We start from the raw sequence: 26,921 nt of genomic DNA, 5'->3' as shown, positions 1-26,921 counted from the left end.
GGGAGGAAATCATGACGGACCGGGTGTCGGTGGGCGAGTTGCGGGTGGCTCGCGTGCTCTACGACTTCATCACCGACGAGGCGCTGCCGGGCACCGGCGTCGACCCGGACAGTTTCTGGGCGGGCGTGGACAAGGTCGTCACCGATCTGACGCCGAAAAACGCCGAACTGCTGGCGCGTCGTGACGAGCTGCAGGCGCAGATCGACAAGTGGCACCGGCACCGGGTGATCGAACCCTTGGACACCGAGGCCTACCGGGACTTCCTCACCGAGATCGGCTACCTATTGCCCGAACCGGAGGAGTTCACCATCACCACGGCGGGCGTCGACGACGAGATCGCCCGGCAGGCCGGTCCGCAGTTGGTGGTGCCGGTGCTCAACGCCCGGTTCGCGCTCAACGCCGCGAACGCCCGGTGGGGGTCGTTGTACGACGCGCTGTACGGAACCGACGTGATCAGCGAGGACGACGGTGCCGAGAAAGGCACCTCGTATAACAAGGTGCGCGGCGACAAAGTCATCGCCTACGCCCGCAAGTTCCTCGACGAGTCCGTCCCGCTGGCCAACGGCGGGTGGACCGAGGTCAAAAGTTTCGCAGTGAAAGACGGCCAGCTGGCGGTCGCCCTCACCGACGGCCTGGAGACCACGGTCGCCGCGCCGGGAGAATTCGTCGGCTACACCGGGGACGCGCAGGCGCCGTCGTCGGTGCTGCTGGCCCACCACGGACTGCACATCGAGGTCGTGATCGACCCGTCGTCGCCGATCGGGGCCACCGATGCCGCGGGCATCAAAGACGTGGTGCTGGAGTCGGCGGTCACCACGATCATGGACTTCGAGGACTCGGTGGCCGCGGTCGACGCCGACGACAAGGTGCTGGGCTACCGCAACTGGCTGGGCCTCAACCGCGGGGATCTGGCCGAGCAGGTCACCAAGGACGGCAAGACCTTCACCCGCACGCTGGCCGCCGACCGGGAGTTCACCGGCCCGGACGGGGCGACCGTGACGCTGCCCGGCCGCAGCCTGATGTTCGTCCGCAATGTGGGCCACCTGATGACCAACGACGCCATCGTCGCCGGCGACGAGGGCGCCGAGGTGTTCGAGGGCATCCAGGACGCGCTGTTCACCGGGCTGATCGCCATGCACGGGTTGTCCGCCTCTGAGGACAACGGGCCGCTGATCAACAGCCGCACCGGGTCGATCTACATCGTCAAGCCGAAGATGCACGGGCCCGACGAGGTGGCCTTCACCGCCGAGTTGTTCAGCCGGGTCGAAGACGTCCTGGGGCTGCCGCAGGCGACGCTCAAGATCGGCATCATGGACGAGGAGCGCCGTACCACCGTCAACCTGCGGGCCTGCATCAAGGCCGCGGCCGATCGGGTGGTGTTCATCAACACCGGCTTCCTGGACCGCACCGGCGACGAGATCCACACCTCGATGGAGGCCGGGCCGATGGTCCGCAAGGCCACCATGAAATCTCAGCCGTGGATCCTGGCCTACGAGGACAACAACGTCGACGCGGGTCTGGCGACCGGTTTCACCGGTCACGCCCAGATCGGCAAGGGCATGTGGGCGATGACCGACCTGATGGCCGACATGGTCGAGCAGAAGATCGGTCACCCGCGCGCCGGCGCCAGCACCGCGTGGGTGCCGTCGCCGACCGCCGCCACCTTGCACGCGATGCACTACCACCAGGTGGACGTCTTCGAGGTGCAGCAGGAGTTGGCCGGAAAGCGCCGCGCCACCATCGATCAGCTGTTGACCATCCCGCTGTCGGAGGGCCTGGCCTGGGCGCCCGACGAGATTCGCGAGGAGGTCGACAACAACTGCCAGTCGATCCTCGGCTACGTGGTGCGCTGGATCTCGCAAGGCGTGGGCTGCTCGAAAGTCCCCGACATCCACGACGTGGCGCTGATGGAAGACCGTGCGACGCTGCGGATCTCGTCGCAGCTGCTGGCGAACTGGCTGCGGCACGGGGTGATCACCGAAGACGACGTGCAGTCCAGTCTGGAACGGATGGCCCCGGCCGTGGACCGACAGAACGCGGGCGACCCCAACTACCTGCCGATGGCCCCGGATTTCGACGACAGCGTCGCGTTCGCGGCTGCGCGGGAGTTGATCCTGTCCGGAACCAGTCAGCCCAACGGCTACACCGAGCCGATCCTGCACCGGCGTCGCCGGGAGTTCAAAGCCCGAGTCGGCATCTGACCCCTGGGCGGATCTTCAGTGGAATTGACCGTGGCCGGAGCGCTGACCAGGCGGAGAGGACGCACCCACCGTGGGTAGGCACAGTTTCCCCGGCCCGGACGATTTCGAGGAAGACCCACTCGCGCGCGGCGAGGCCGACTACGGCCACCACGACACCGCGCCGCCCGATCCGTTCGGCTTCGGCGACCCGGACGACGACGAGTACGTCGACGACTATCACGACGCGTTCTACGAGGAGTCGTTCGGCAGCGACGCGGGCTACGACGCCGACCCGGCGCAGTACCTGCGGCGAGGCGGTCACGACGACGAAGAAACGCGTTACCGCACCGGGCCTTTCGGCGCGATTCGTGCCCGGTCCGGGGAAGCGTCGTCAGTCGCGCGGGACGAGCCGGGTGGCGGCCACCGCCACCTGGAACGGTGGCGCCGGCACCGCAACGACGCCGGGCGCCGTGGTGTCAGCGTCGGTGTGATCGCCGCACTGGTGACGGTCATCGTCGTGGTGGCCGCGGTGATCCTGTGGCGGTTCTTCGGCAACTCGCTGTCGCATCGCTCCGCGATCGCCGCCGGCAGCTGCGTCGAGGGCGACCTGACGGTCGCCGTGGTGGCAGACCCCTCGATCGCCGACCACCTGCAGGGCTTGGCCGAGAAGTTCAACAAGACCGCCAAGCCGGTAGGCGATCGCTGCGTGTCAGTGCAGGTCAAACCGGCGGACTCGGACGCCGTCGTCAGTGGATTCATCGGCGACTGGCCGGCACAGCTGGGTCAGCGCCCGGCACTGTGGATTCCGGGCAGCTCGGTGTCGGCGGCGCGCCTGCAAGCGTCCGCGGGCGCGGAGACCGTCAGCGACAGTCGTTCCCTGGTCACCTCGCCGGTGCTGCTGGCGATGCGGCCCGAACTCAAGCCCGCTCTGCAGAAGCAGGGCTGGGCGAGCCTGCCGGAGCTGCAGACCGAACCCGACGGCCTGGGCCGGCTCGGGCTTCCCGGCTGGGGGCAGCTGCGGCTGGCCCTGCCGATCGGCGGCAACGGCGATGCCGCTTTCCTGGCCGGCGAGGCGGTGGCCGCCGGTGCCGCCCCGAAAGGCGCCCCCGCCACCGACGGGACCGGCGCGGTCCACCGGCTGGCCGGCGCGCAGCCTCACCTGGCCGACAGCTCGCTGGCCGAGGCGATGAACGTATTGCTGCGCCAAGGCGATCCGGCGACCGCCCCGGTACACGCGGTGGTGACCACCGAGCAGCAACTGTTCACCCGGGGGCAGTCTTTGTCGGATCCGGCGAGCACGCTCGGCTTCTGGTTGCCGCCCGGCCCGGTGCCGGTCGCCGACTATCCCACCGTCTTGCTCGCCGGGTCGTGGCTGTCACAGGAACAGGTCAGCGCCGCCAGTGAGTTCGCCCGCTTCGCCCGCAAACCGGATCAGCTCGCGGAGCTGGCCAAAGCCGGATTCCGGGTGGAAGGCGTGAACCCGCCGAGCAGTGATGTCACCGACTTCCCGGCGGTGTCGGACACCTTGGCGGTAGGCGACGACGCGATGCGGGCCACCTTGGCCAATGCGCTCACCACCTTGCCGGGCAGCGCGGCGGTGACGATCATGCTCGATGAGTCCATGACCACCGACGAGGGCGGAAAGACCCGGCTGGCCCATGTGATCGCCGCCCTGGATCAACGGATCCGGGCGCTCCCGCCGCAATCCGCCGTCGGCCTGTGGACCTTCGACGGCGTGGAGGGCCGCAACGTGGTCACCGCCGGCCCCCTGGACGAACCGGTGAACGGCGGGACCCGGGCCGAGACCCTGGTCGAGCAGCTCGATGGCCTGAGCTCGACGTCCGGCGGCGCGGTGTCGTTCACCACCCTGCGGCTCGTCTACAACCAGGCGCTGGCCAATTACCGTGCCGGGCAGAGCAACTCGGTGCTGGTCATCACCGCGGGCCCGCATACCGACCGGACGCTCGACGGTCCAGGACTGCAGGAATTCATCCGGACGAACACCGACCCCGAGCGCCCGGTCGCCGTCAACGTCATCGACTTCGGCGCTGACGCCGACCGGGCCACGTGGCAGTCGGTGGCTCAGCTGTCCGGCGGCACCTACCAGAACCTGCGGGGGGCGAACTCCCCCGAACTGGCCGGCGCGCTGAACACGCTGCTGGGTTGACGCCGCTAGGCGCCCAGCAAGTCGAGGATCTGCTGCGGGATGACGTCCACCAGCTGGGTGATCATCCCACCGAATGAGCCGACGCTGATGTTGGCCAGATCCAGGTCGCCCAGACCCAGGTCGTTGAGCAGGTCAGCCAAGTTCAGATCCGACAGGTCGCCGACCAGGCTGCCGAGGTTCAGCGGCAGGTTGTCGAGCCCGAGACCGCCGACCAGATCACCCAGGTCCAGCCCGTTGAGCAGCCCGGTGATGTCGAGGCCACCGAGTCCCAGGCCGCCGAGCAGGCCGCTGAGCGTCAGGTCCCCGGTCGCGGGGGCGAAGCCCAGGCCTTCCAGTATTCCGCCGATGGTCAGATCCCCGGTCGGCAGCGCGACGCCCAGCGCCCCCAACAGGGAGCTGACGGTTTCGCTGATGCTCTGGCCGCCGAGCAGGTCGCCGAAGGTGACGCTGTTGAGGGCGTCGATGAGGTTCTGCGGGGTGAGCAGCACGGTGTTGAGCAGCTGGTCCAGCAGCGGACCCAGGAGCGGGACGCTTTGGATCAAGGTTCCGATCACCGAGTTCAGCACACCGGTGATGCCGGTCAGGACGCCGCCGGGCAACCCGCTCAGTAGGTCACCCAGCGAGGAGTCGACCAGGCTGCCGAAGCCCAGATCGGTGAGCAACTGCCCCAGGCCGAGGTTGATCTCCGGGTTGATCCCGAACACGTTCAGCACGCTGTCCAAGCTCAGGTCGTTCAGGTTGACGTCGGTGTCGAGCCCCAGGCCGCTCAAGATGCCGGTCAGGCTCAGGCTGCCCAGCCCGAGGTCGCCCAGGCCGAGGAAGCCCAGCAGCCCGCCCAGGTTGGTGATGTTGCTGCCGAGCTTGAGCAGGTCGCCCAGGCCGTCGTCGCTGATCCCGAGGGCATCGAGCAGGCTGCCCAGCGTCAGGGTGCCCAGGCCCAGCTGATTCAGCAGGTCGTCTACGTTGAGGTTGCTCAAGTCCAGGTTGCCCAACCCCAAGGCGTCGAGCAGCTTGGCCAGGTTGAGGTCGACCTCGAAGTTCTGCTCGGGCGCCAGGATGCCGTTGAGCACCGGGATGTTGATGATGCCGCCGAGCAGGCTGACGTTCTGCGCGCCGTTGAGGTAGGCGTCGGCGATGGTGGCCGGCGCGCTGAACAGCCCGGAGAAGTTCCCGTTGGCCATCTCGGCCGCGGCGTTGCTGATCGCCTGGGAGGCCAGCGCCTGCGCGCCCATGCTGGCGATCGCCAGTTCCAGCCCGGGCGGCAGCTGCACCGAGACCGACGCCGGCAGCTCCGAGATATCGGTGGTGACCGTCGGGGTGATGCTGGTGAACGCCGCGAGCACCCCGAACGGGTCGGTGAACAGCTTGCCGAAGACGGCGGTGATCGCCGACCAGTCGGCATTGTCGCTGATGTTGGTCAGGTTCGCCGTGGTGTGGGTGAACAGATCCGACCAGGCGTCGGTCAACTGCACGGCATGGAACTCAGCTCCGGCGCCCGGCAAGACCGGCGCGACCGGCGACACCGGCGCGACCGCGATGATTCCGGCGCCCGCAACGGCGATGCCGGCGGTGAGGTAAGGGCGAAGCGCAAGTTGCTGCATGGTGTCTCCTAAGTGTGATCCCCGTCACCGACAAAGTGAGACCAGCTTAAACTATATTTTGGCTGTAGATGAGATTTTGCTGATTTTTGCCTCGGATACCGGTCCGGACTCTGGTGGCTCCCTACCCTAGGCCGGCGCCGAGCAGCCGGTCCTGTCCTGGAGCCGCCGGCGCCGCGCGGGTCAGCCGATCCAGTGCTATTACATACCGTGCACACGCGGTGGCGAAGCGAAACACAACAAGTGGCCTTGTTGCTCTCATGCCGTCCCCTCGAAGCAGCAGCAGCGGTGGCGGGCCCGCGGGCTCAGGCGAAGGCTTCCACCGGTGGGCACGAGCAGACCAGGTTGCGGTCGCCGAAGGCGCCGTCGATCCGGCGCACCGGCGGCCACACCTTGGGGCGGAAGTCGCGACCGAGCGGATAGGCGGCGTGCTCCCGGGTGTAGGGGTGCTCCCACTTATCGACCATCAGGCACTCGGCGGTATGCGGGGCGCCCCGCAGCGGGTTGTCGTCGGCCGTCCACTCACCGGCGCCGACCCGGTCGATTTCGCCGCGGATGGCGATCATCGCCTCGCAGAACGCATCCACCTCGGCCAGGCTCTCGCTCTCGGTGGGCTCCACCATCAGGGTGCCCGCGACCGGGAAGCTCATGGTGGGGGCATGGAACCCGTAGTCCGCCAAGCGTTTTGCGACATCGTCGACCGTCACGCCGGTGGCCTTGGTGATCGCGCGCAGATCCAGGATGCATTCGTGGGCGACCATGCCGTTCTCCCCGGTGTAGAGCACCGGGAAGTGCTCGTCGAGGCGGCGGGCGATGTAGTTCGCCGACGCGATCGCGGTCAGCGACGCCGCCCGCAGGCCCGCCGCCCCCATCATGCGGATGTAGGCCCAGGTGATCGGCAGGATGGAAGCCGACCCGTAGGGGGCCGCCGATACCGGTGGGCCGCCGGGCAATTCGGGGGCCAGCGGGTGTCCGGGCAGGAACTCGGTCAGGTGCGACCGTACCGCCACCGGCCCTACGCCGGGCCCGCCGCCACCGTGGGGGATGCAGAACGTCTTGTGCAGGTTCAGGTGGCTGACGTCGCCGCCGAAGCGCCCCGGCCGGGCCAACCCGACCAGCGCGTTGAGGTTGGCGCCGTCGACGTAGACCTGTCCGCCGGCGTCGTGCACGGCCGCGCAGATCTCGGCGATGTCGTGCTCGTAGACCCCGTGGGTGGACGGGTAGGTGATCATCAGCGTCGACAGCGTCGCGGCGTGCTCGTCGACCTTGGCCCGCAGGTCATCGAGGTCGACATCGCCGTTCTCCCGGCAAGCCACCACGACGACCCGCATCCCGGCGAGCGCCGCCGACGCGGCGTTGGTGCCGTGCGCGCTGGACGGGATCAGGCAGACGTCACGGTGGGACTCGCCGCGGCTGGCGTGAAAGGCGTGGATCGCCAGCAGGCCGGCGTATTCGCCCTGCGAGCCGGCGTTGGGCTGCAGCGACACCGCGTCGTACCCGGTGATCCCGGCCAGCCAGCTCTCCAACTGGGCGATGAGCCGGCGCAGCCCAGCGGCGTCTTCGGCCGGCGCGAACGGGTGCTGGCGCGCGAATTCGGGCCAGGTGATCGGCTCCATCTCCGCCGCGGCGTTGAGCTTCATCGTGCAGGAGCCCAGCGGAATCATGCTGCGGTCCAGCGCGATGTCCTTGTCCGAGAGCGCACGCAGGTAGCGCATCATCGCGGTTTCGGTGCGGTAGCGCGAAAAGGCCGGGTGGGTAAGGAATTCCGAGGTCCGGGTGCTGATGCCGCAGGACACCGGCTCGGCGGGGTCAACCCCGAACGCCTGCAGCACCGCGGTCACATCAGCGTCGGTGGTGGCCTCGTCGCAGGACACCGAGACATGGTCGGCGTCGACACGCCACAGGTTGATGCCGGCGGCCCTGGCCGCGGCGATGATCTCGTCGGCACGGCCCGGCACCCGGGCCAGCACGGTGTCGAAGTAGCGCTCGTGCACCAGCGCGTCACCGAGGGCGGCGCCGATCTTCGCCGCGTGGCCGTGCACCCGACGCGCAATCGCGGTCAGGCCCTCGGCGCCGTGATAGGCGGCGTACATCGCGGCCATCACCGCCAACAGCACCTGCGCGGTACAGATATTCGACGTCGCCTTGTCGCGGCGGATGTGCTGCTCCCGGGTCTGCAGCGCCAGCCGGTAGGCCGGTGACCCATCGGCATCCACCGATACCCCGACCAGCCGGCCCGGCAGCTGGCGGGCGTGTTTGGCGTGCACCGCCAGATAGCCGGCGTGGGGCCCGCCGAAGCCCATCGGCACCCCGAAGCGCTGGGCGCTGCCGAACGCCACATCGGCGCCGATCTCGCCGGGCGGGGTGATCAGCGTGCAGGCCAGCAGATCGGCGCCGACCGCCACCATCGCACCCCGCTCGTGGGCGGCCTCGATCACCTCCGACCAATCGGTGACCCGGCCGGACGCGCCCGGCAACTGGGTGATCACCCCGAAGAAGTCGCCCTCGGGCAGCCCGTCCCGCAGGTCGGCGGTGACGATCTCGATGCCCAGCGGCTCGGCCCGGGTGGCCAGCACCGCCGCGGTCTGGGTGAACAGGTCGGCGTCGACCACCAGCCGGTTGGTCTTCGCGCGCACCGTGCGGTGCATCAGGGTCATCGCCTCGGCGGCGGCGGTGCCCTCATCGAGCATCGAGGCGTTGGCGATCTCGCACCCGGTCAGGTCCGCGACCATGGTCTGGAAGTTCAGCAGGGCCTCCAACCGGCCCTGGCTGATCTCTGGCTGGTACGGGGTGTAGGCGGTGTACCAGGCCGGATTCTGCATGATGTTGCGCAGCAACACCGGCGGGGTGAGCGTGTCGTAGTAGCCCTGGCCGATCATCGACACCGCGACCGTGCTGGCGTCGGCCAGCTCTCGCAACTCGGCCAGGGCCTGGGTCTCGGTGGCCGCGGCCGGCAAGACCTCCAGGCCCGGCGCGACGCCGTCGGGCCGCAGCGCGTCCAGGATGCCGGCCGGCAGCGCCTTGGCGGCCAGCTCGTCGAGCGAGTCCACGCCGATGGTGGCGAGCATGGTGGCGATGGCGGCAGGGTCGGGGCCGATGTGCCGGTCCTGAAAGTTCGGGAAACGGGCTTCGGTGTGTTCGCTCACGAGTGAGTCTCCTGGCATGGGGAGTGGGCTATGACGAATCGATCTGGCCCTCCCCCTCTGTCTTCACCCGTACGCCAGGCGCCTGAGAGCTTCGGCCGATGCCGCCGCGCCGGGCGCGGTTGCTGGCCTTTCCCCATCGGCGGGTGGGCCGTCGCCCACCACTTTCCAGAGGCATCGGAATCCCGGGCGGTCCATGGGCCTGAGAGGTTATCGGAGAGGTGTTGCTCCTTCGGCGTCTGCGGCTGGCTGCCCCAGAACTCTCCCGCGTCGAGTGCGATGCGCTACCAGCTTACCCGGCGGGCAGCCGCGGAATCGCCGCCCTAACCGGTCTTGCGGTCGCGGAACTTGCGGCGGCTGGCCAGTTCGTCTTCCGGTGCGGCGATCGACTCGCCCCCATCGGCACGCTCACCGGGAAACTCGGAGATGACCCCGGTCAGTTCCCGCATGGCACCCGACACCGCGATGCCGAACACGCCCTGTCCGCCCTGCAGCAGGTCGACGACTTCCTCGGCCGAGGTGCACTCGTAGACGGTGGTGCCATCGGAGAACAGGGTGATATTGGCCAGGTCCCGGACCCCGCGCTCCCGCAGGTGATCGACCGCGACCCGGATGTTGTGCAGCGAGATACCGGTGTCGAGCAGGCGCTTGACGATCTTGAGCACCAGGATGTCTTTGAACGAGTACAGCCGCTGGCTGCCCGAACCGGCGGCACCCCGAATCGAGGGCACCACCAGCGAGGTCCGGGCCCAGTAGTCCAGCTGGCGGTAGGTGATGCCGGCGATCTGGCAGGCGCTGGGGCCGCGGTAGCCGACCAGTTCGTCGGGGACGGAGTCATCGGGGAACAGGCCGGCCTGTACCGGTTCGGCGGAAGCGGTCACGGCACCCTCGCCGCCGTCCGAGGCCGATGGGGTCTGACCCGTGAAGTCCAGCTGATCCTGCCCCGGTTGCTCGCCCACGATGCTTCCTCTCGCCGATCGCGCTCGTTGCCACTGGCTGGCCGGTAGCCGCGTTTGCTCTTGCCCGAGTTGCTGGTGAGCATACGCTGTCCGACGAGCCGCCGCGCCGTTGTTCCCGCCGTTGACCAAGTATGGAGGCCGCGTTTTCCGCGCCACGCTTTGCCGATGGGCGTGTCGTCGGGCCGCTCACAGATGAAACGGATCTGTGACTGGGCTGAGGCCGCCGCGCCGGGTCAGGTTGCTTTGAAATCGTCGGGCGACACGCTATTGAGAAACTCCTTGAACTTCTCCACCTCGTCTTCGCGCACCGCGCCGGAGGCCTCGTCGTCACTCTCGTCGGGAATCAGCAGGCCCGCCTCGGCCAGCACCGCCTCCTCGACGTAGATCGGCACTCCGACCCGCAGCGCGATCGCCACCGAATCCGACGGCCGTGCCGAGACCGTGATGTCGCGGTCGAAGATCAGGTCGGCATAGAAGGTGCCTTCCTGCAGATCGACGATCCGGACCTCTTTGAGCGAATGTCCGAGCGCGGCGATCAGGTCGCGGATCAAGTCGTGGGTCAGGGGCCGGGCCGGCTCCACACCCTGCTGTTCCAGTGCGATGGCGGCGGCTTCGGCCTGCCCGATCCAGATCGGGAGGTATCGATCGCCATCGGCTTCGCGCAGCAACAGCACGGGCTGATTCTGTGGCTGCTCGACGCGAATGCCGACCACGCGTACTTCACCCATCTCCAGTCAGCCCTCCGCATTTGCTTGTGTCTCACGTGGCTGTGTGCCAGCCCGACTCGCTGCGAAACCCCCGGTCGGACAACCGCATGTCGCACAACAAGCCGCCGAGGCGAAGTCTAGTCCTCAGCCGTGCAGAACGTCGTGTACCGCCGACTTGAGCAGCGCGGTGTGCAGTGCGATCGCCAGCGCCGCGACCTCACGCGCCAGGTCGTCGGCGCGGTCACGGGCACCGGCTTTGCCGCCCTTGACCAGCGGTCCGGCGATCTGGGCGATCAGGTCGGACTGCCGGTCGGCGGCTGAGCGGAACGGCCGCAGGTGCCGTGGCTCGACGCCGTAGTCGGCCAGCCCCCGGGCGCACTGCGCGATGACGACCGCGTGCTCGTCGAACAATCCGCCCGGCCCGGCGGTGATCACGCCGGACCTGACCAGCGCCGTCAACAAGGCATCATCTGCGCCCGAGCGTTCCAGCAGATCCTCGCGGCTCAGCCGGACTCGCCGCGGCGGCGTGGGCAGCACCGCGCCGTTGTGGGCGCCGTCGCCGACGGCCGGCACCAACCGCGGGACGGGATAGGGCGACTCGGTCAGCGGCAGCGCCCCGTCCGGCTCGGCGTCCAGCCGCGCCTTGATCACCTTCAGCGGCAGGTAGTGGTCGCGTTGCGCGGTCAGCACGTACCGCAACCGGGCGCAGTCATAAGCACTGAACCGGCGATAGCCCGACGCCGCGCGCTGCGGCGTTACCAACCCCTCGGTCTCCAGGAATCGGATCTTGGAGATCGTGACATCCGGAAATTCGGGCCGAAGCAGATCTAATACCGCTCCGATCGACATCCCGGCCAGTTCAGGGCTGTCAGGCGCGCTCAACTCAGCTCCCCGGCCCGGCCTCGGTCTCACCCGTCTTGGGGCCGGTCAAAAACACCAGCCGGAACTTGCCGACCTGGACTTCGTCGCCGTTGACCAGGACCGCCGAATCCACCGGCTCCCGGTTGACGTAGGTGCCGTTGAGGCTGCCGACGTCGACGACCTGAAATTCGTTGCCCTCCAGCCGGAATTCGGCATGACGGCGGCTGACCGTGACGTCGTCGAGGAAGATGTCGCTGTCGGGATGACGTCCTGCGGCGGTGACCGGCTGGTCGAGCAGGAAACGCGACCCCGCGTTGGGGCCCCGCTTGACGACCAGCAGCGCCGACCCCGCCGGCAGCCCCTCGACGCCCGAGGTCAGGCTCTCCCCGCCCGCCTGCGCGGGTGCGTCGAGTTCGCTCAGGAAGTCGGCGCGGAAGACCGATGTGGTTTCCACGGTGACCTCGTCGCCCGCCTGGTCCTGCCCATTTGCTGGGTCCTTCTCCGTCACCCGCTGCTCCTCACTGGCCACTGTCGTGCTACCTGGTCGCACCCGCCGGACTTCCATGGCACCGGACCCACATTCGTTGGTTCGACCGTACCGCGCAGCGGTCGATAATGTGCCCCGCACCGCGGGATCGTGTCGCGGAATGCCCGGCGCGTCCCGGCAGGGAGGCTAGCAAGGTTCATTCGGCCAGCGTCGAGCGGTACGCGTCGGGGGTCAGCAGTCCCGACAGGGTCTGATCCAGCGCGTCGGAGTCACCGCTTGCGACCTGAAGATCCAGCAGCCAGCCGGCGCCGTACGGGTCGGAGTTCACCAGCTGCGGACTGGCGTCCAGATCGGCGTTGACGGCAACCACTTTCGCCGAAATCGGACCGTAGAGATCCGAAACGGACTTGGTCGACTCCACCTCGCCGAAGCTCTCCCCCGCGGTCACCTCGCTGCCCACGCCGGGCAGTTGCACGAAAACCACGTCACCCAGTGCCGCCTGCGCAAAGTCGGTGATGCCCACCCGGACGGTGTCCTGCCCGGTGCGCCGAACCCACTCGTGCTCAGCGGTGTAATACAGATCGGATGGAACGAGGCTTTCCGAGCTCACGGTGATCGTGCTCCTTGCGCTGTCGGGTTCACTTGACTGGCTGAGCGTATTGGCGTGGTTTCGGTTGCCGCAACACGGTCACCTCCACGTGGTCGGCCTGGTGCACGCCCACGGCGCCACCGAGCCGCTTGACGCTGTCGACCGCCCCGCCGGGAATGTTCATCGCCGCCGCCAGGGTGGGTGGATCGCCTATCGCCACAACGGAATACGGTGGCGCCAAGGCTGTCCCGTCGAATTCCAGCGCCCCTGGCCTACCGGCGACCCAGGAGTCCACACCGATCCGCACCGCCTTCGTGCCGTCGCGGACCTCCATCGCTTCGGCGCCGGCGGCCCGCAACTCGTTGATCACGTCGAGCATCGTCTCCGGTGCGACGCCCCGCGCCGGATCCTCGACGGTGATGACCACACCGGGCCCGACGGCGCCGACGGTGCCGATCATGATCGCCAACGCGGAGAGCCGGGCCTGGGCGTTCTGGATGGCGGCCTGGTCGCTGCTGCCGGACTCCTGCAGCGCGTTGAGCGTCTGCTGCAGCTCCGCGATCTCGGTGCCCAGCGCAGCCTCGCGCTGGCGCAGCGAATCGAGCAGCACCAGCAGATCTGCCGGCCGAGCCGTTTCCAGGGCGTCGGTGGAGTCGTTCTGGCGGACCTGGGTGACGATCGCGACCCCCAGCAGCAGGCACAACAGCATCGCCAGCACCCCGAACAGCGGCCCGGAGCGGCCCTTTCTCAGCCCCAGGGGGCCACGCTGGGATGGCGCACGATCGTGCGTCTCGGGCAGCTCGTGGCGCCCGTGCGGCACCGGATCGGTACCCACTGCGTCAGGCTCCGAACAGTCGTCGACGCAGCGCTGCTGCGTTGCCGAAGATACGGATGCCCAGCACCACGATGATCGCGGTGGACAACTGGGTGCCGACCCCCAACTGGTCACCGAGGTAGACGATCAGCGCGGCGACCAGCACATTGAACACGAACGACACGACGAACACCTTCGCGTCGAAGATCCGCTCCAGGTAGGCACGCAGACCGCCGAACACGGCGTCCAACGCCGCCACCACGGCGATCGGCAGGTAGGGCGCAACCACCTCCGGAACGCTGGGATGAAAAACCAGTCCCAGCACGATGCCGGCGATCAGCGCGGCGATCCCGATCATCGAGTACTCACTCCGGCCTCCCGAGCTTCGGCGCCGACGGCGCCACGGCTTGCAGCGCAAGCTTGCGTCACGACTCCCCCATCTGTTTGGCGAACCGCACATCTCGCACCGAACCCGCCGGCAAGGTCAGGTCGGCACCGGACCGGCCGTCGACGCGCACCACCACCCCGTAGGACACCTCCAGCAGCCGCAGCCGGTACAACCCGGGGGTCCGGTCGAAGGCGTCACGCAGCTCACGCGGCGGCCCGATGGCGCGTACCGAGTAGGGACTGCTGATCGGCTTGTTGTCGACCAGAATCGCGCCGCCGGCCTGCCGGATCGTCACGTTCGGGCCGATGCGCACATCACCGATCGCGATCGCCTCGGCGCCGCTGGCCCACAGCGAGTTCACGACGAGCTGCAGGTCGCGGTCCAAGATGATCTGCTGGCTGCCCGACACCCGCTGCTTGGAGGCATCGGAGAGATTTCGCCCGGCGCCCGGGTCGGTCACCGTGACGGTCAGGCCCGGGCCGGTCACCCGGGTGCTGGCGGCCGCCAGGCTGAGCGCGTCGAGGCCGGCCAGCACCCGCTGGCCCTCGGCGTCGTCGGCCAGCCGGTGCCTGCGCAACTCGTCGACCCCGTTGGTCAACGTGTCACGTTTGTCGGCGAGCCGACCGGTCACGGCTTCGGCCGAGCGCACGTTGGCGGCCAGCACCTGCTGGGCGTCGCGCACCCCGGGCGCCAGCGACTTGGCCTGGGCGAATGCGACGGCGAACACCGTCGCCACCAGCAGCGCCGCCACCGCCTCCCACGCCCATCCCGCAATCCGCTGCCGCCTGGCGGTGCCCTGCCCGCCCCGGTCGCGTTCGGCCGCCGCAGCGGCGTAGCCGGGGTCGAGGTGCTCGGACAGCAGCGAGCGCAGCAGCGAGGGCACCGCGAATCGCTGCGGCCGGCCGGCCTCGTGGGCTCCCCAGCTTCCCCGGCCTTCATAGCCGCTGAGCGCGAAGAACGGTTCAGACATCTGCTGCTCGGGAGGCGAGTTTCGGCATGGTGCGGGCCACCAGCGCCACTTGGATCAGGTACAGCACGAACGCCCACAGGTACATGCCCAGCCCCCAGATCAAAAAGGCCCAGCCGACCGCCGCCACCACCCGGCTGGCCAGCGCGTCCCACTGTCCGAGCAGGATCAGCGGAAACGCCGACATCAGCGCAAAGGTGCCGGCTTTGCCGACATAGGTCACCGGCAACGCGGTCAACCCCCGGCTGCGTAACACCGGCAGCACCGCCGCCAGCAGCAGGTCGCGGGCCAGCAGGGTGCCGATGATCCACCACGGCACCAGGCCGCGCAGCCCGAAGGCGACCGGGACCGCCACCATGTAGAGCCGGTCGATCGCCGGGTCGAGCAGGGCACCCAGCGACGACGACTGATCCAGCAGCCGGGCCAGCTTGCCGTCGGCCCAGTCCGAGGCGCCGCTGAGCATCAGGGTCGCCACGGCCGGCCCGTCGGCCCGGGCGACCAGCAGCAGATACAGGAACACCCCAATCAGTGCGAGTCGGGCCAGGCTGATGACGTTGGGCACCGTCAGCACCCGGTCTTGGACTCGGTCCGAGCCGGACCCGGCAGGCATCCCGGCCCCCTAGCGGAAGATCCCGGGCAGGCTCAGCGCGTCCATGGTGTCGTCGCTCAGCGGGTTGTCCCGGACCATGTAGGTCCACGTCGAGGTGGGCCGCGCCAGCTTGGACAGGTCGATGCCTGGCTCGGTCTCGATCTGTTCGGAGGTCTCGAAGGTCTGCTGTGCCGCCTCGATGGCGTCGGCGGCCAGCGAGGCGAACGCATCCAGCGCCATCCGGTGGAATTCGTCGAGCGGATTCTGCCGCCCCAGGGCCCGCAGGTGGATGCTCTCCCGGATGTCGGCCAGGAACGCCAGGTGATCGGCCCAGCCGCGGTCGAGGTGGTAGAGCATGATCAGCCGGCAGATCTTCTCCAGCTTTGCATCCGGGTCCTGATCGTCCTGGCCGAATTTCTCGCGCAGCTCGGCGTAGCGCTGCGGGGCCAGCTCGGCGAGTTCCTCGCGGGCCGCCGGGGTGGACAGCAACGTGTTGCGCCGCTCGACGATGATGGCGCGCTGCTGGGCGATCAGCTGGTTGTAGCGCCAGGTGTTGGCATGGATGTCGAGCAGCTTGCCTTCGGCGATCCGCTGGGCGTGGTCGAGCATCCCGGAGGCCTTGGGGCTCAGGATCCGCCCGTCCTCGTCGGTGTCGGTCGGCAGCTTGTTGGCTTCCAGGTTGGTGGCGGCGACCTCGTCCTCCCAGCTGGAGAAGAACACCGACGAGCCGGGGTCGCCCTGGCGGCCGGCCCGGCCGCGCAGCTGGTTGTCCAGGCGCTGGGTGTGTTGCCGGCCGGTGCCGATCACGTGCAGGCCGCCCAGTTCGACGATCCGGTCGTGGTCGGCCCCTTCCGAGCCGCCGAGCCGGATGTCGGTGCCACGTCCGGCCATCTGGGTGGAGACGGTGACCGCCCCGAGCTTGCCGGCCTCGGCGATGACGGTGGCCTCCTCGGCGTCGTTCTTGGCGTTGAGCACCACCGCCGGGACCCCGCGTTTGCGCAGCCGCGCGTGGAGCTCCTCGGACTCGGCGACATCGTGGGTTCCGACCAGTACCGGCTGCCCGGTGGCGTGTACCTCGACGATGTGTTCGACGATGGCGTCGTTCTTGGCCGCGGCGGTGATATAGACCCGGTCGGCTTCGTCCTCGCGGATGTTGGGCATGTTCGGCGGGATCGGCGAGACCCCCAGTTGATAGAACTGGCGTAGCTGTTCACCGGCCGCCAGCGCCGTTCCGGTCATGCCGCACACCGTGGGGTACCGGTTGACCAGTGCCTGCACCGTGATGGTGTCGAGCACCTCGCCGGTCTCGGTGGTCTCGATGCCCTCTTTGGCCTCCACTGCGGCCTGCAGGCCGTCCGGCCAGCGCTGCAGGGCGGCGATCCGGCCGCGGGAGGCGTTGATCAACTGCACCTTGCCGTCGCGGACGATGTAGTGCACGTCGCGCTGCAGCAGCACGTGGGCGTGCAGGGCCACGTTGACCTCGGTCAACGTGGACACGACGTGCTCCTCGGCATACAGGTCGATACCGCCCAGGGCCTTTTCGACCTTGCGGGCGCCGACCTCGGTGAGGTGGATGTTGCGCCGGTCCTCATCGGAGTCGTAGTCCACGCCGGGGGTCAGCCGGCCGACCAGCTCGACGATCTCCATCCGGGGGGTCTCGCGGTGCGTGGTGCCGGCCAGCACCAACGGCACCAGCGCCTCGTCGACCAGCACCGAGTCCGCCTCGTCGATCAGCGCCACGTCGGGATTGGGCGACACCAGGTCCTCGACGTCGGTGACCAGCTGGTCACGCAGCACGTCGAAGCCGATCTCGTTGACCGACGCGTAGGTGACGTCGCACCGGTAGGCCGCGCGGCGGTCGGCCGCGCTGGAGTCAGCGGTGATCCAGCCGACCGTCACGCCCATCGCGGTCAGCAGCGGCCCCATCCATTCGGCGTCGCGGCGGGCCAGGTAGTCGTTGATGGTCACGACGTGCACATGCCGGCCGCCGATGGCGTAACCGGCGGCGGCGATCGCACCCGAGAGCGTCTTGCCCTCGCCGGTGGCCATCTCGACCACATCGCCGGCCAGCATCCGCAGCGCGCCCTGCAGCTGCACATCGAACGGACGCAGCCCGATGCTGCGTTCGGCGGCTTCCCGGGCGATCGCCAGGAATTGCGGGATGTCCGAGGCGTCGGCCAGATCCTTGAGTTTGAGCAGCTGCGCGGCCTGGCGCAGCTGGTCGTCGTCGAGCCCGGCGGCCTTCTTGGCGTAGTCGGCGGCCGCGGCGACCTCGGCCATCGAACGGCTCTGGTTCTTCTCGGTGCTGGCGCCCAGCAGTTTCCAGAATTTTCCGCTCAGCCGGCCCGACTTGGCGCGCGTGGTCGCGGAGACCGTTTTCGACGTGTTAGCCACAGCACAACCGTACCGGGCTGGTTCGGCGGTGCTCATCTGACGCCGCGCCGCGCTACGCGGTAGGTTTCGCACGGGATTTCCGATCTACCGGCCGGCAGTTCCGGCGGCAAGGAGACGTGGCAGTGGACTCGAAGGTGTTCAAGCCATCCATCGACTGGGCGCACGCACTGCCTGACTCGCTGCTGTGGATTGCGATGGCGTGGACGATCAGCGCCGTCTGTGTGGTGGCCGTGGTGGCGCTGCTGCGGGTGAGCACCCGCTGGGGCCGGCAGTTCTGGGCGATCACCGGCGACTACTTCAGCGGGCGCGACAGCATCCGGGTCTGGCTGATGCTGGGCGTGCTGCTGCTGTCGGTGATCACCGCGGTCCGGCTCAACGTGCTCTTCAGCTTCCAGGGCAACGACATGTTCTCCTCGCTGCAGACCGCCTTCCAGGGCGCCGCCGGTGGCGACGACACGGTGAAACAGTCGGGTGTGCACGGGTTCTGGGTATCGATCGGCATCTTCTGCCTGATGGCGGTGCTGCATGTGGCCCGGGTGATGCTCGACATCTACCTGACCCAGCACTTCATGGTGAACTGGCGCATCTGGCTCACCGAGCGGCTGACCGGCGACTGGCTGGAGGGCCGGGCCTACTACCGCGCGCACTTCGTCAAGACCCCGCTGGACCCGTCGGTCGGCGAGGCCATCGAAGGCGCGATCGACAACCCCGACCAGCGCATCCAACAAGACATCGACATCTTCACCGCCGGCAACGGCGCCAACCCGAACGCGCCGGCCAACGGCACCGGCAGCACGCTGCTGTTCGGCGCGGTCCAGGCGATGGTGTCGGTGGTGTCGTTCACCGCGATCCTGTGGAACCTGTCCGGCACGCTGACCGTCCTCGGGTTCGACATCCCGCGCGCGATGTTCTTGATCGTGCTGGTCTATGTCACGGTCGCCACCGTCGTCGCGTTCTGGATCGGCCGGCCGCTGATCCTGCTGAGTTTCCGCAACGAGCTCACCAACGCCGCGTTCCGGTACGCGCTGGTGCGGGTGCGCGATGCCGCCGAATCCGTCGCGTTCTACCGGGGCGAGCTCGCCGAGCGGATCCAGCTGCGGCAGCGGTTCAACGGGATCATCGACAACTACCTGAAGTTCGTGAACCGGACCATCGGCTTCAACGGATGGAACCTGTCGGTGAGCCAGGCGATCGTGCCGCTGCCCTGGGTGATTCAGGCGCCGCGGCTGTTCTCCGGGCAGATCATGTTCGGCGGGGTGCAGCAGACGGCGGCCGCGTTCGGCAACATCCACGACGGCCTGTCATTCTTCCGCAACGCCTACGACAACTTCGCCGGCTACCGGGCCGCGATCATCCGTCTGCACGGGCTGGTCGAGGCCGACAAGCAGGCCCGCGAGCTGCCCGAGCTGTTGGTCATGCCCAGCCCGGACGGCACCGTGGCGATCGAGGGCGTCGAGGTGCGCAACCCCGACGGCGACCCGCTGATCGAGGCGCTCGACCTGCACCTCGACCGTGGCGATGCGCTGATGATCGCCGGGCCGTCGGGCAGCGGCAAGACCACGCTGCTGCGCAGCCTGGCCCAGTTGTGGCCCTACGCTTCGGGCACCCTGCGGCGCCCGGATGCGGCCAACGCGACGATGTTCATCTCCCAGCTGCCCTACATCCCGCTGGGCGATCTGCGCGCGGTGGTGGCCTATCCGCTCTCGGCCGGTGAGGTCTCCGACACCGAGATCGGCGAGGCACTGGTCAAGGTGGCGCTGCCGAATCTGGTCGACCGGCTCGACGACGTCGAGGACTGGGCCAAGGTGCTCTCCCCCGGCGAGCAGCAGCGGGTGGCGTTCGCCCGGCTGCTGTTGACCCGGCCCAAGGCCGCGTTCCTCGACGAGTCGACGTCTGCACTCGACGAAGGCCTGGAGTTGATGCTGTACCGGTTGCTGCGCTCCGAGCTGCCCGACACCATCCTGGTCAGCGTCAGCCACCGCCACACCGTCCGCCAGCACCACAAGCACGTGCTGGAACTGCTCGGACAAGGCCGCTGGGATCTGTCCCCGGTCTGATCCCCGCCTCCCCCTTCGCCGAACGTGAAGCCATCTCCACGTTCGGCGCCGAGCGTGAAGCCACCTTCACGCTCGGCGGGGAAAGGTTGGGGGTACTTCGGCTAGCGAGTTGCCGCGTGCGCTCCGGCGCGGCGGCCGAAGAACGAACCCTCCCCCAACTGGGTGCCACTGGCATAACCCTTGCCGTCCTGGGCGATGTTGGCCGCACAGGCGCCGGCGGCGTAGAGCCCCGGCACCGCGCTGCCGTCGTCGCGCAGCACCTGGCCGTCGACCGACGTCGCCAGCCCCCCGATGGTGAATCCGGCGTACATCGCCTTGCCCAGCGACAGGTCGAAGGCGCCCCACGGTCCGGTGTCCTGCGGGGCCAGGAACGGCGGCTGCTTGTGGAAGTCCGGGTCCTCGCCGCGCGCCGCATAACTGTTGTAGCGGTCCAGGGTCGCCACCAGGTTTCCTTCCGGAATGCCCAGCGCGGCTTCCATTTCCGCCACCGTCTCCCAGCCGTCGATCAGCGGCACCAAGGGCACCTGCGGCTTGCGCATGTGGGCTTCGTCGACGATCAGGAAGGCCGCACTGTCGGGCTGGTCCATGACGAACCCCGATGTGCGTGAGTGGTAGGAGTCCTCGGCGACAAAGCGCTTGCCCTCTTTGTTGACGATGATCCCGGTGAGCAGAATCGAGGGCGGGTAGACCGGCGCAGTGATGAATATCTGGTCCATGTGCTTGGTGGCGCCGCCCACCGACATCCCCATCCGGATGCCCAGGCCGTCGTCGTAGGTGTTGCCCAGCACGAACGGCTTCTCCGCCAGCTTGGGCGTGTACTGCGCGACCATCTCCGGGTTCATCACGAAGCCGCCGGCGGCGATCACCACCGACTTCGCTTTGATGACACCGCTTTCGGTGAAGTGCTTCCAGGTGACCCCCACGACGGCGCCGGAGGCGTCGGTGACCAGGCCGGTGGCACCGGTTTCGTAGCGGATCACCACCCCCAGGCTGTCGGCCCGCTTGAGCAACAGGTCGATTGCCATCTTGGCGCCCTGAGTGTCGCCCGGCACCGGAACCTTGTGCCCTCGCGGCGCCGGAACAGCCTCGTTCAGAAACGGCCACACCTTCTCGTTGCCGGTGAACATCAGTCCCTCGGTGTTGGGCTGGATCACCGCCTTCTCCGGGTAATAGCTGCGCTCGAACGCAATTCCGAGTTCTTCGAGCCAGTTGAAGTGCTCGACGCTGCCGTCGCAGTAGGCCCGGATCTTGTCGTGCTCGGGGTCGCGCGACACCGCGACGAGGTACTTGTACATCTCGTCCGGTGAGTCCGGGTGCCCAGTGGCCTGCTGCACCGCGGTGCCGCCGCCGAGGTAGAAGTGCCCGCCCGCCATCGCGGTGGTGCCGCCGGCCTCGGCGGCACGCTCCAACACCAGCACCCGGGCCCCGGCCGCCGCCGCGCTGACCGCCGCACAGCCGCCGCCGATGCCGAAGCCGATCACCACCACGTCGACGTCATCGGACCACGATGTCACCGTGTCGGCGCTGATGGCCTCGGGTATCTCGGTGCTCATTGGCGCCACTCCCTTTCGTCTCCGGTGCAGCTCACCGCTGCTCCCGTTTGATGTAGTCAAAGAAGGCTCGGATCTCGGGCGGGATATGCGCGATCTCCACAAACGGCACACCGGCGTCAGGAGCCGACACATAGGCGAAGCGCATACCGCCGGGCATCACCCCCTGGGAGACGATATCGGCGCCGTGGGCGGCCGCGTCGTCGACCATCGCAGCGAAGCCGTCGGCGTCATCGGCCTCCACACAGATGTGGTGCAGTCCGGGCCCGCTGTCGGCGAGGAAGTCGTGATAGATGCTGTGCCCGCTTACCGGCGCGATCAGCTCCAGCTGCATGTCACCGACATAGCTCAGCGCGATGTCGGCGACAAAATCCGCCGGCTCGCCGCGGTAGCTGCAGGTGTCCGGGGCGAAGTGCACACCCGGCATGCGGACCCACTTCCGCACCCCCAACAGTGCGCTCAGCATCGATTCGGTAGCGGCCAGATCTCTGGTGACCCAAGCGATCTGGACGGGCGGTCGGGCAGACGCTCTCATGTCGGCGGGGCCGGTACGCCGACGTCTTCGCGGACTTGCTGGGAGATGGCCGACCACGACACGGCGGCCGGGTACTCACCCCACACGCTGTTGAACAGGCCGACGATCCGGGCCAGCCCGGGGCCGCGGACCACATACACCGGGCCGCCGGAGTCACCCTGTTGACTGCGAACACCGTGGCCCATGGTGAACCAGCCGTTGTTGACCCGCTCGACAGTTCCGCAGGTCTCTCCGGTGACGATGCCGAAGTGGCAGACCGGCTCGCCGGGGGCCACCCCGTCGTCCGGGCCGGCCTCAAGCCGCAGACCACCGGGAAGAATGTCATTGGTGTCGACACCGTCGGACAACACGATCGCCTCGTAGTCGGCGATCACCTGGTCGGTGTTGACGGTGGCACCGTTGGGCGTGTTGTCGCGGAAGGTCGCCAAGGAGCCGATGACGTTTCCGGCCCGGTCGGTGACGGGCCCGCTGCCCCGGCAGTGACCGGCGGTGAAGGCAACCCGCATGATCGGGTCGACATAGCCGAGCGTGCAGACATGGGTGTCCTGGTGGATCTCCATGCCGGGAAACACCAGCACCGGATCGGCTCGAGCCGTGCCGATCGCCGGAGACGCGGCCGTCGCCGCGACCGCAACACCCACCGCCAGCATCCGCCCAATGCGCCCGCGCACCGTCGACTCCGATCGTTGAGGGCCGGTTCCAGTCCGGCCGGGATTCGACCGCCGTGATCACCGGCGCAGCGCGACGGCCCGGCCCCGTGTGGGTTCCGGGCCGCCGCGTCGGCCGTCAGCGGCGATCAGGGGATCGTCAACTCCTGACCGGGGTGGATCAGGTCCGGGTTGGCGATACCGCTGGCCTCCGCGATCTGCGGGTACTTGTTGCCGTCACCGTAGAACCGCTCGGCGATGGCCCACAGGGTGTCACCGGAGACAACGGTGTACTTGCGTGCGGCCGGCGCTGCGGGAGCCGCAGGCGCCTCGGGTGCCTCGGGGGCCTGCGGGGCCTCGGCAGCTGCTTGCGCCGTGGGCTCCTCGGGAGGCGGCGGAGCGTCGGTCTCGGTCTTGGTGGACCACGCAGCACCGTCGGCGGCGTACAGCACCAGGTTGCGGTCGTCCTGGAGCACCAGCTTGACGTCCTTTTTGCCCTTGGTGTCGGTGTGCCAGACCGGCTTGTCCGCGGTGTAGAGCACGAAGTTGCCGTCGGACTGCACCTCGGCGCGCACCACGTCCTTGCCGTTGGTGCCGGAAGCCCAGATCGCCTTACCGCGTGAGGCCAGCACCAGGTTGCCGTCATCCTGCAAGGTCAGGGTGTAGGCCCCGTTCTTGGAGGTCAGCGACTCGCCTTTGACGAGCTTCTTTCCTGCGGTGAGCGTGTCTCCCAAGCTCTGTGCCACATTGTTCCCTTCTGATCGGGTCGCCGCGGCCGGACGCGCCGGGGCGTTCGTCGCCGTGATACGACGTCGCAAGCCTATGCGAACAGCACTCGGTGCGCTCCCCAATGCGTCATTGCCGCAGCGCCGCGGACGCGTCTGCGGCTCCCGACGGCATCGGCTGCCAGCCGGGCGGGCCGAACACATATCCGAGCCGGTCGCGCCAGCGGGTCGCGCCGCGCACATCGGCGACGATCGAGGCGTACTCGTGGATCTGCAGCGTCACGATGTTGAAGGTGTCGACCTGTTTGGTCAGCCCGTAGTGCGGACGAAACCGCTCGGGCGCAAAGGTGCCGAACATCCGGTCCCAGATGATGAGGATGCCGCCGTAGTTCTTGTCGAGATACTCCCGGTCCATCCCATGGTGCACCCGGTGGTGCGACGGAGTGTTGAAGACGAACTCGATGATCCGCGGCAGCTTGTCGATCCGTTCGGTGTGCACCCAGAACTGGTAGATCAGGTTGACCGAGAATGCAGCGAACACCATCCAAGGCGGAATTCCCATCAGCGGCAACGGAATCCATACCAGAATCTCGCCGCTGTTGTTCCACTTCTGCCGTAGCGCAGTGGCCAGGTTGTAGTACTGACTGGAATGGTGGGCCTGGTGGGTGGCCCAGATCAGCCGCACCCGGTGCGCGATCCGGTGGTAGGTGTAATACAGCAGATCCACGCCGAGGATCGCGATCACCCAGGTGTACCAGTCCTTCGGCGACAGGTGCCACGGCGCCAGATAGGTGTAGATGGCCGCATAGCCGAACAGCGCGAGCAACTTCCAGCCGGCGGTGGTGGCCACCGACACCAGTCCCATCGAGATACTCGTCCAGGCGTCCCTGGCGCGGTAGGACCCGCGTTCGAGATCTTCGAGCTTGCGCGCCGCAGTCCATTCCAGGGTCAGCAGCAGCAGGAAGAACGGAATGGCGAACAGCACCGGGTCGCGCATCGGCGCAGGCAACACCGACCACACCCCCGCGATCCAATCCATGATGCTCACCTCCGCCGACGCCAGCCTAGAGTGCTTCGCCCGTGATTATTCCGGCGACAGCGACGCCTGATCCTCGGAGTGCCAGTGCACCGCGTAGACGCCCGGCTGCAGCGACAATTCGCCGACCAGCCGCTCGAGGCGGTCCGGCGCCCGGCTGTCGGACAGCATGGACGCGGTGAGCGCGATGTTGTCCTCGGCGGCCCGGCCGGTGTGGATCCCGCGTAGCACCAAGTCGTTGCCGGCCGTGTGTTGCACGATCTGAGCGCGCAGGTACTTCTCGGATTTCGGCCGGCAGATCACCTGCACCTGGTAGGGCGACTGCGGTTCGTCCTCCTCGATGTGCTGATCGCGGTCGATCAGCCGGCCCAGCGGCCGCAGCAACAGGTGGGTGCCGACGATCGCGCCGGTACCGATCACCGCGAACAGCAGGTTCCCGGCCGCCGCCAGCACTCCGACGGCGGCCGAGCACCACAGGGTGGCCGCGGTGTTCAGGCCGCGGACGTTGAACCCTTCCCGCAGGATCACCCCGCCGCCGAGGAACCCCACCCCGGATACCACGTAGGACGCGACCCGAGTGGAGCTGGTGTCGCCGGCGGCGACCGCGTACAGCACGAACAGCGTTGCGCCGGCAGCCACCAGCGCGTTGGTGCGCAGCCCCGCCATCCGGGCCCGCCACTGTCGTTCCAGCCCGATCAGTGCACCGCAGCCCAATCCGACGGCCAGTCGCAGCGTGAACTCCGCGACGCTCAGCGTCTGCATGAGCTAACCCTGTCACACGGGCTAACCGGCGACCACCGGCCGACCCATCACCGTGGGCTTGAAGCCGTAGCGCGGGGCGGCGAAGCCGTAGTTGCGGCCCTGGCCGGCTCCGGCCAACGGCACCCCCGGCATCCCGGCCGCGCCCGGCTCGGGGGCGTGCGCGGCCACCGTCCAGCCGGTGGCCGCGACCGAGGTGCCCGGCGCTGCGGTAGCGGGAACCGCGGCTGCCCACGACTGCGGCACCGACAGCGCACCGACGGTGGAGGCTTGACCCATGGCCGCAGACGCCGTGCCGAGGCCGCCCAGCCCGCTGCCCAGGCCGTGCATCCCGTGACCGAGCCCGCCGAGTCCGCCGAGCATCGGCGTGAACGGGTCGATGGCGCCCAGGCCCAGGGGGTCACCCGCGGCGATGGCCGCACCACGCACCACCGCCATGTCGGCGGCGAAATTGGAGATCCCGGCCGCTCCCATCGGGGAGAACGAGCTGCTCATCAGGTTGGTCATGGCGTTGGTCAGATCACCGGTACTGATCCCATCGCCTCCGGTGACCGGCGGCGTCGGCGGCTGCACCGGCGACGACAGGCTCTGCAGCGTCTGCGGGGTGTTGGTAAGCGCTTGGGACAACGTGGATTGCGCGTTCGACGAGGCCGCGTTGCCGGCAGCCTGGGCGACTGCGGCCTGCTGGGCGCCCTGCGCCGACGGGTCGGCGACCTCGCGCGGTGGGGTGAACGGCGTCACCTTGGTGGCCGCTGCCGAAGCGGCCGCGTAGCCGTACATCGCGGCGGCGTCCTGAGCCCACATCTGGCCGTAGTGCGCCTCGGTGGCCGCAATCGCCGCGGCGTTCTGGCCCAGAATGTTGGTGGCCACCAACATCGCGAGCTGAGTGCGGTTGGCCACGATCAGTGGCGGCGGCACCGTCATCGCGTACGCCGCGTCAAACGCCGCGGCGGCCGCCTTCGCCTGTGCCGCAGCCTGCTCCACCTGAGCGGCGGTGGTGCCCATCCACGCGACGTAGGGCGCCGCCGCGGCGGCCATCGCGTTGGACGCCGGTCCCATCCAGCCTTCGCTGACGAGTCCGTTGATGACCGACTGGTAGGCGGCCTCGGCGGCGGCGAGCTCGGCGGCCATCTTGTCCCAGGCCCCGGCGGCGGCCATCATTGGTCCCGAGCCGGGTCCGGTGTAGATACGAGCGGAGTTGATCTCCGGCGGGAATGCTCCGAAGTCCATGGCATTGCTCCTTTTTGATCGGTGGTTTTGATCGCTGGGCGGTCTTGGCGGTGTGCAGGCACGGTCGATGTCCCGATGCGTGTGCAGCCGTGTTTCAGACGGCAAGAAGGGTCGGGCGGCCGGTCATGGCGACATGCCGGAGCTGGGCATGTTGGAGAATCGCTGCGCGGCGAAAGTCAAAGCTGGCAAGCGAATTCAAGACATGCCGAATCCTGGCGCATTCCGCGAGCGGAAGGCACGCCAGTCGACGAGTTCAGCGCCGGTGAGAATCAGTTGGTGAAAGCGGTACCGAGATTGAAGGAGACGACCATCGATCTCGGATTGGAACTATCACTCGGACTCAATGTCGCTCTCACCTCCTCTCGGCCGGGGCACGCGCGGGTGCCTGCACGTCTGCACAAAGAGGTGAATCCGCCCGGCGGCACAGCCGGACTCCGCACCCCTCTCGTCAGAGCTTCGGCACTGCACGGCGTGTCCTGACCTGCGCAAACAATGCAGGTCCGGAAGCCACTTGGGCTCAACCCTTAATCCGGGAGGAG

Annotated in this window: 22 protein-coding genes and 2 riboswitches; of the genes, 3 read left to right on the top strand and 19 right to left on the bottom strand. The window is 68.4% G+C overall.

The features are described 5' to 3' along the window. The first annotated feature begins 11 nt into the window (after positions 1-11). Together A5694_RS00865 and A5694_RS00860 are read left to right on the top strand one after the other, a co-directional pair. The gene (locus tag A5694_RS00865) at positions 12-2,201 is read left to right on the top strand and encodes a malate synthase G (protein WP_064919970.1); all 2,190 of its coding nucleotides are present in this window, start codon (positions 12-14) and stop codon (positions 2,199-2,201) included. 70 nt (positions 2,202-2,271) lie between these two features. Then, a complete protein-coding gene (locus tag A5694_RS00860) occupies positions 2,272-4,347 on the top strand; it encodes a substrate-binding domain-containing protein (protein WP_064919969.1) in 2,076 nt (691 codons plus the stop codon). Between the two features lie 5 nt (positions 4,348-4,352). Here A5694_RS00860 and A5694_RS00855 read toward each other — a convergent pair whose 3' ends face one another. The 12 genes from A5694_RS00855 to secA2 form a co-directional block, all read right to left on the bottom strand. Continuing rightward, complete coding sequence (locus A5694_RS00855) at positions 4,353-5,948, bottom strand: hypothetical protein (RefSeq protein WP_064919968.1); 1,596 nt, start codon at positions 5,946-5,948, stop codon at positions 4,353-4,355. A gap of 302 nt (positions 5,949-6,250) precedes the next feature. Continuing rightward, a complete protein-coding gene (gene gcvP, locus A5694_RS00850) occupies positions 6,251-9,109 on the bottom strand; it encodes an aminomethyl-transferring glycine dehydrogenase (RefSeq protein ID WP_064919967.1) in 2,859 nt (952 codons plus the stop codon). Positions 9,110-9,268: 159 nt separating this feature from the next. Further along, positions 9,269-9,366, bottom strand: a riboswitch (glycine riboswitch). Between the two features lie 45 nt (positions 9,367-9,411). Then, positions 9,412-10,047, bottom strand: a complete 636-nt coding sequence (locus A5694_RS00845) for a MerR family transcriptional regulator (RefSeq protein ID WP_064919966.1) — start codon at positions 10,045-10,047, stop codon at positions 9,412-9,414. 233 nt (positions 10,048-10,280) lie between these two features. Further along, positions 10,281-10,775 (bottom strand): bifunctional nuclease family protein, encoded by a 495-nt coding sequence (locus tag A5694_RS00840; RefSeq protein ID WP_064919965.1) that lies wholly within the window; start codon positions 10,773-10,775, stop codon positions 10,281-10,283. Between the two features lie 123 nt (positions 10,776-10,898). Next, positions 10,899-11,636 (bottom strand): MerR family transcriptional regulator, encoded by a 738-nt coding sequence (locus A5694_RS00835; protein WP_064919964.1) that lies wholly within the window; start codon positions 11,634-11,636, stop codon positions 10,899-10,901. Position 11,637: 1 nt separating this feature from the next. Beyond that, positions 11,638-12,123, bottom strand: coding sequence for a glycogen accumulation regulator GarA (garA, locus tag A5694_RS00830; RefSeq protein ID WP_064919981.1), 486 nt, complete (start codon positions 12,121-12,123; stop codon positions 11,638-11,640). Positions 12,124-12,298: 175 nt separating this feature from the next. Further along, complete coding sequence (gene gcvH, locus A5694_RS00825) at positions 12,299-12,712, bottom strand: glycine cleavage system protein GcvH (protein WP_064919963.1); 414 nt, start codon at positions 12,710-12,712, stop codon at positions 12,299-12,301. Between the two features lie 28 nt (positions 12,713-12,740). Continuing rightward, positions 12,741-13,526 carry a DUF881 domain-containing protein gene (locus A5694_RS00820; protein ID WP_109535548.1) on the bottom strand — a complete coding sequence of 262 codons (786 nt, stop codon included), beginning with the start codon at positions 13,524-13,526 and terminating at the stop codon, positions 12,741-12,743. A gap of 4 nt (positions 13,527-13,530) precedes the next feature. Further along, entirely contained in the window at positions 13,531-13,863 is a 333-nt protein-coding gene (locus A5694_RS00815) for a small basic family protein (protein ID WP_064919962.1), read from the bottom strand. 67 nt (positions 13,864-13,930) lie between these two features. After that, positions 13,931-14,863: a DUF881 domain-containing protein gene (locus tag A5694_RS00810; protein WP_064919961.1), complete on the bottom strand. Its 933-nt coding sequence runs from the start codon at positions 14,861-14,863 to the stop codon at positions 13,931-13,933. Beyond that, complete coding sequence (locus tag A5694_RS00805) at positions 14,856-15,470, bottom strand: CDP-alcohol phosphatidyltransferase family protein (RefSeq protein ID WP_064919960.1); 615 nt, start codon at positions 15,468-15,470, stop codon at positions 14,856-14,858. Before A5694_RS00805 ends, A5694_RS00810 begins: the two co-directional genes overlap by 8 nt. A gap of 9 nt (positions 15,471-15,479) precedes the next feature. Then, positions 15,480-17,879 (bottom strand): accessory Sec system translocase SecA2, encoded by a 2,400-nt coding sequence (gene secA2 / locus A5694_RS00800; protein WP_109535547.1) that lies wholly within the window; start codon positions 17,877-17,879, stop codon positions 15,480-15,482. An 86-nt stretch (positions 17,880-17,965) separates the two neighbouring features. Here secA2 and A5694_RS00795 point away from each other — a divergent pair, with 86 nt between their 5' ends. After that, positions 17,966-19,900 carry an ABC transporter ATP-binding protein/permease gene (locus tag A5694_RS00795; RefSeq protein ID WP_064919958.1) on the top strand — a complete coding sequence of 645 codons (1,935 nt, stop codon included), beginning with the start codon at positions 17,966-17,968 and terminating at the stop codon, positions 19,898-19,900. Positions 19,901-20,001: 101 nt separating this feature from the next. On the opposite strand, the gene A5694_RS00790 is transcribed toward A5694_RS00795, so the two are convergent. The 7 genes from A5694_RS00790 to A5694_RS00760 all read right to left on the bottom strand — a co-directional run bounded on the left by A5694_RS00790 (position 20,002) and on the right by A5694_RS00760 (position 26,382). Next, positions 20,002-21,453, bottom strand: a complete 1,452-nt coding sequence (locus tag A5694_RS00790; RefSeq protein WP_064919957.1) for an FAD-binding protein — start codon at positions 21,451-21,453, stop codon at positions 20,002-20,004. A 31-nt stretch (positions 21,454-21,484) separates the two neighbouring features. Next, complete coding sequence (locus A5694_RS00785; RefSeq protein WP_064919956.1) at positions 21,485-21,985, bottom strand: VOC family protein; 501 nt, start codon at positions 21,983-21,985, stop codon at positions 21,485-21,487. After that, the gene (locus A5694_RS00780) at positions 21,982-22,635 is read right to left on the bottom strand and encodes a hypothetical protein (protein ID WP_064919955.1); all 654 of its coding nucleotides are present in this window, start codon (positions 22,633-22,635) and stop codon (positions 21,982-21,984) included. Before A5694_RS00780 ends, A5694_RS00785 begins: the two co-directional genes overlap by 4 nt. Positions 22,636-22,781: 146 nt before the next feature. Further along, positions 22,782-23,366: a LysM peptidoglycan-binding domain-containing protein gene (locus tag A5694_RS00775; RefSeq protein ID WP_109535549.1), complete on the bottom strand. Its 585-nt coding sequence runs from the start codon at positions 23,364-23,366 to the stop codon at positions 22,782-22,784. Positions 23,367-23,487: 121 nt separating this feature from the next. Further along, entirely contained in the window at positions 23,488-24,396 is a 909-nt protein-coding gene (locus A5694_RS00770) for a sterol desaturase family protein (RefSeq protein ID WP_064919979.1), read from the bottom strand. 45 nt (positions 24,397-24,441) lie between these two features. Then, positions 24,442-25,155, bottom strand: a complete 714-nt coding sequence (locus A5694_RS00765) for an MgtC/SapB family protein (RefSeq protein WP_064919953.1) — start codon at positions 25,153-25,155, stop codon at positions 24,442-24,444. Between the two features lie 21 nt (positions 25,156-25,176). Further along, the gene (locus A5694_RS00760; RefSeq protein ID WP_064919952.1) at positions 25,177-26,382 is read right to left on the bottom strand and encodes a PPE family protein; all 1,206 of its coding nucleotides are present in this window, start codon (positions 26,380-26,382) and stop codon (positions 25,177-25,179) included. A gap of 433 nt (positions 26,383-26,815) precedes the next feature. Beyond that, a riboswitch (M-box (ykoK) riboswitch) is annotated at positions 26,816-26,921 on the bottom strand. This riboswitch is flagged as partial in the annotation.

The sequence above is a fragment of the Mycolicibacter sinensis genome (genome assembly GCF_001667945.1).
GTDB classification, from domain to species: domain Bacteria; phylum Actinomycetota; class Actinomycetes; order Mycobacteriales; family Mycobacteriaceae; genus Mycobacterium; species Mycobacterium sinense_B.
This window is presented reverse-complemented; position numbering and strand designations above follow the sequence as displayed.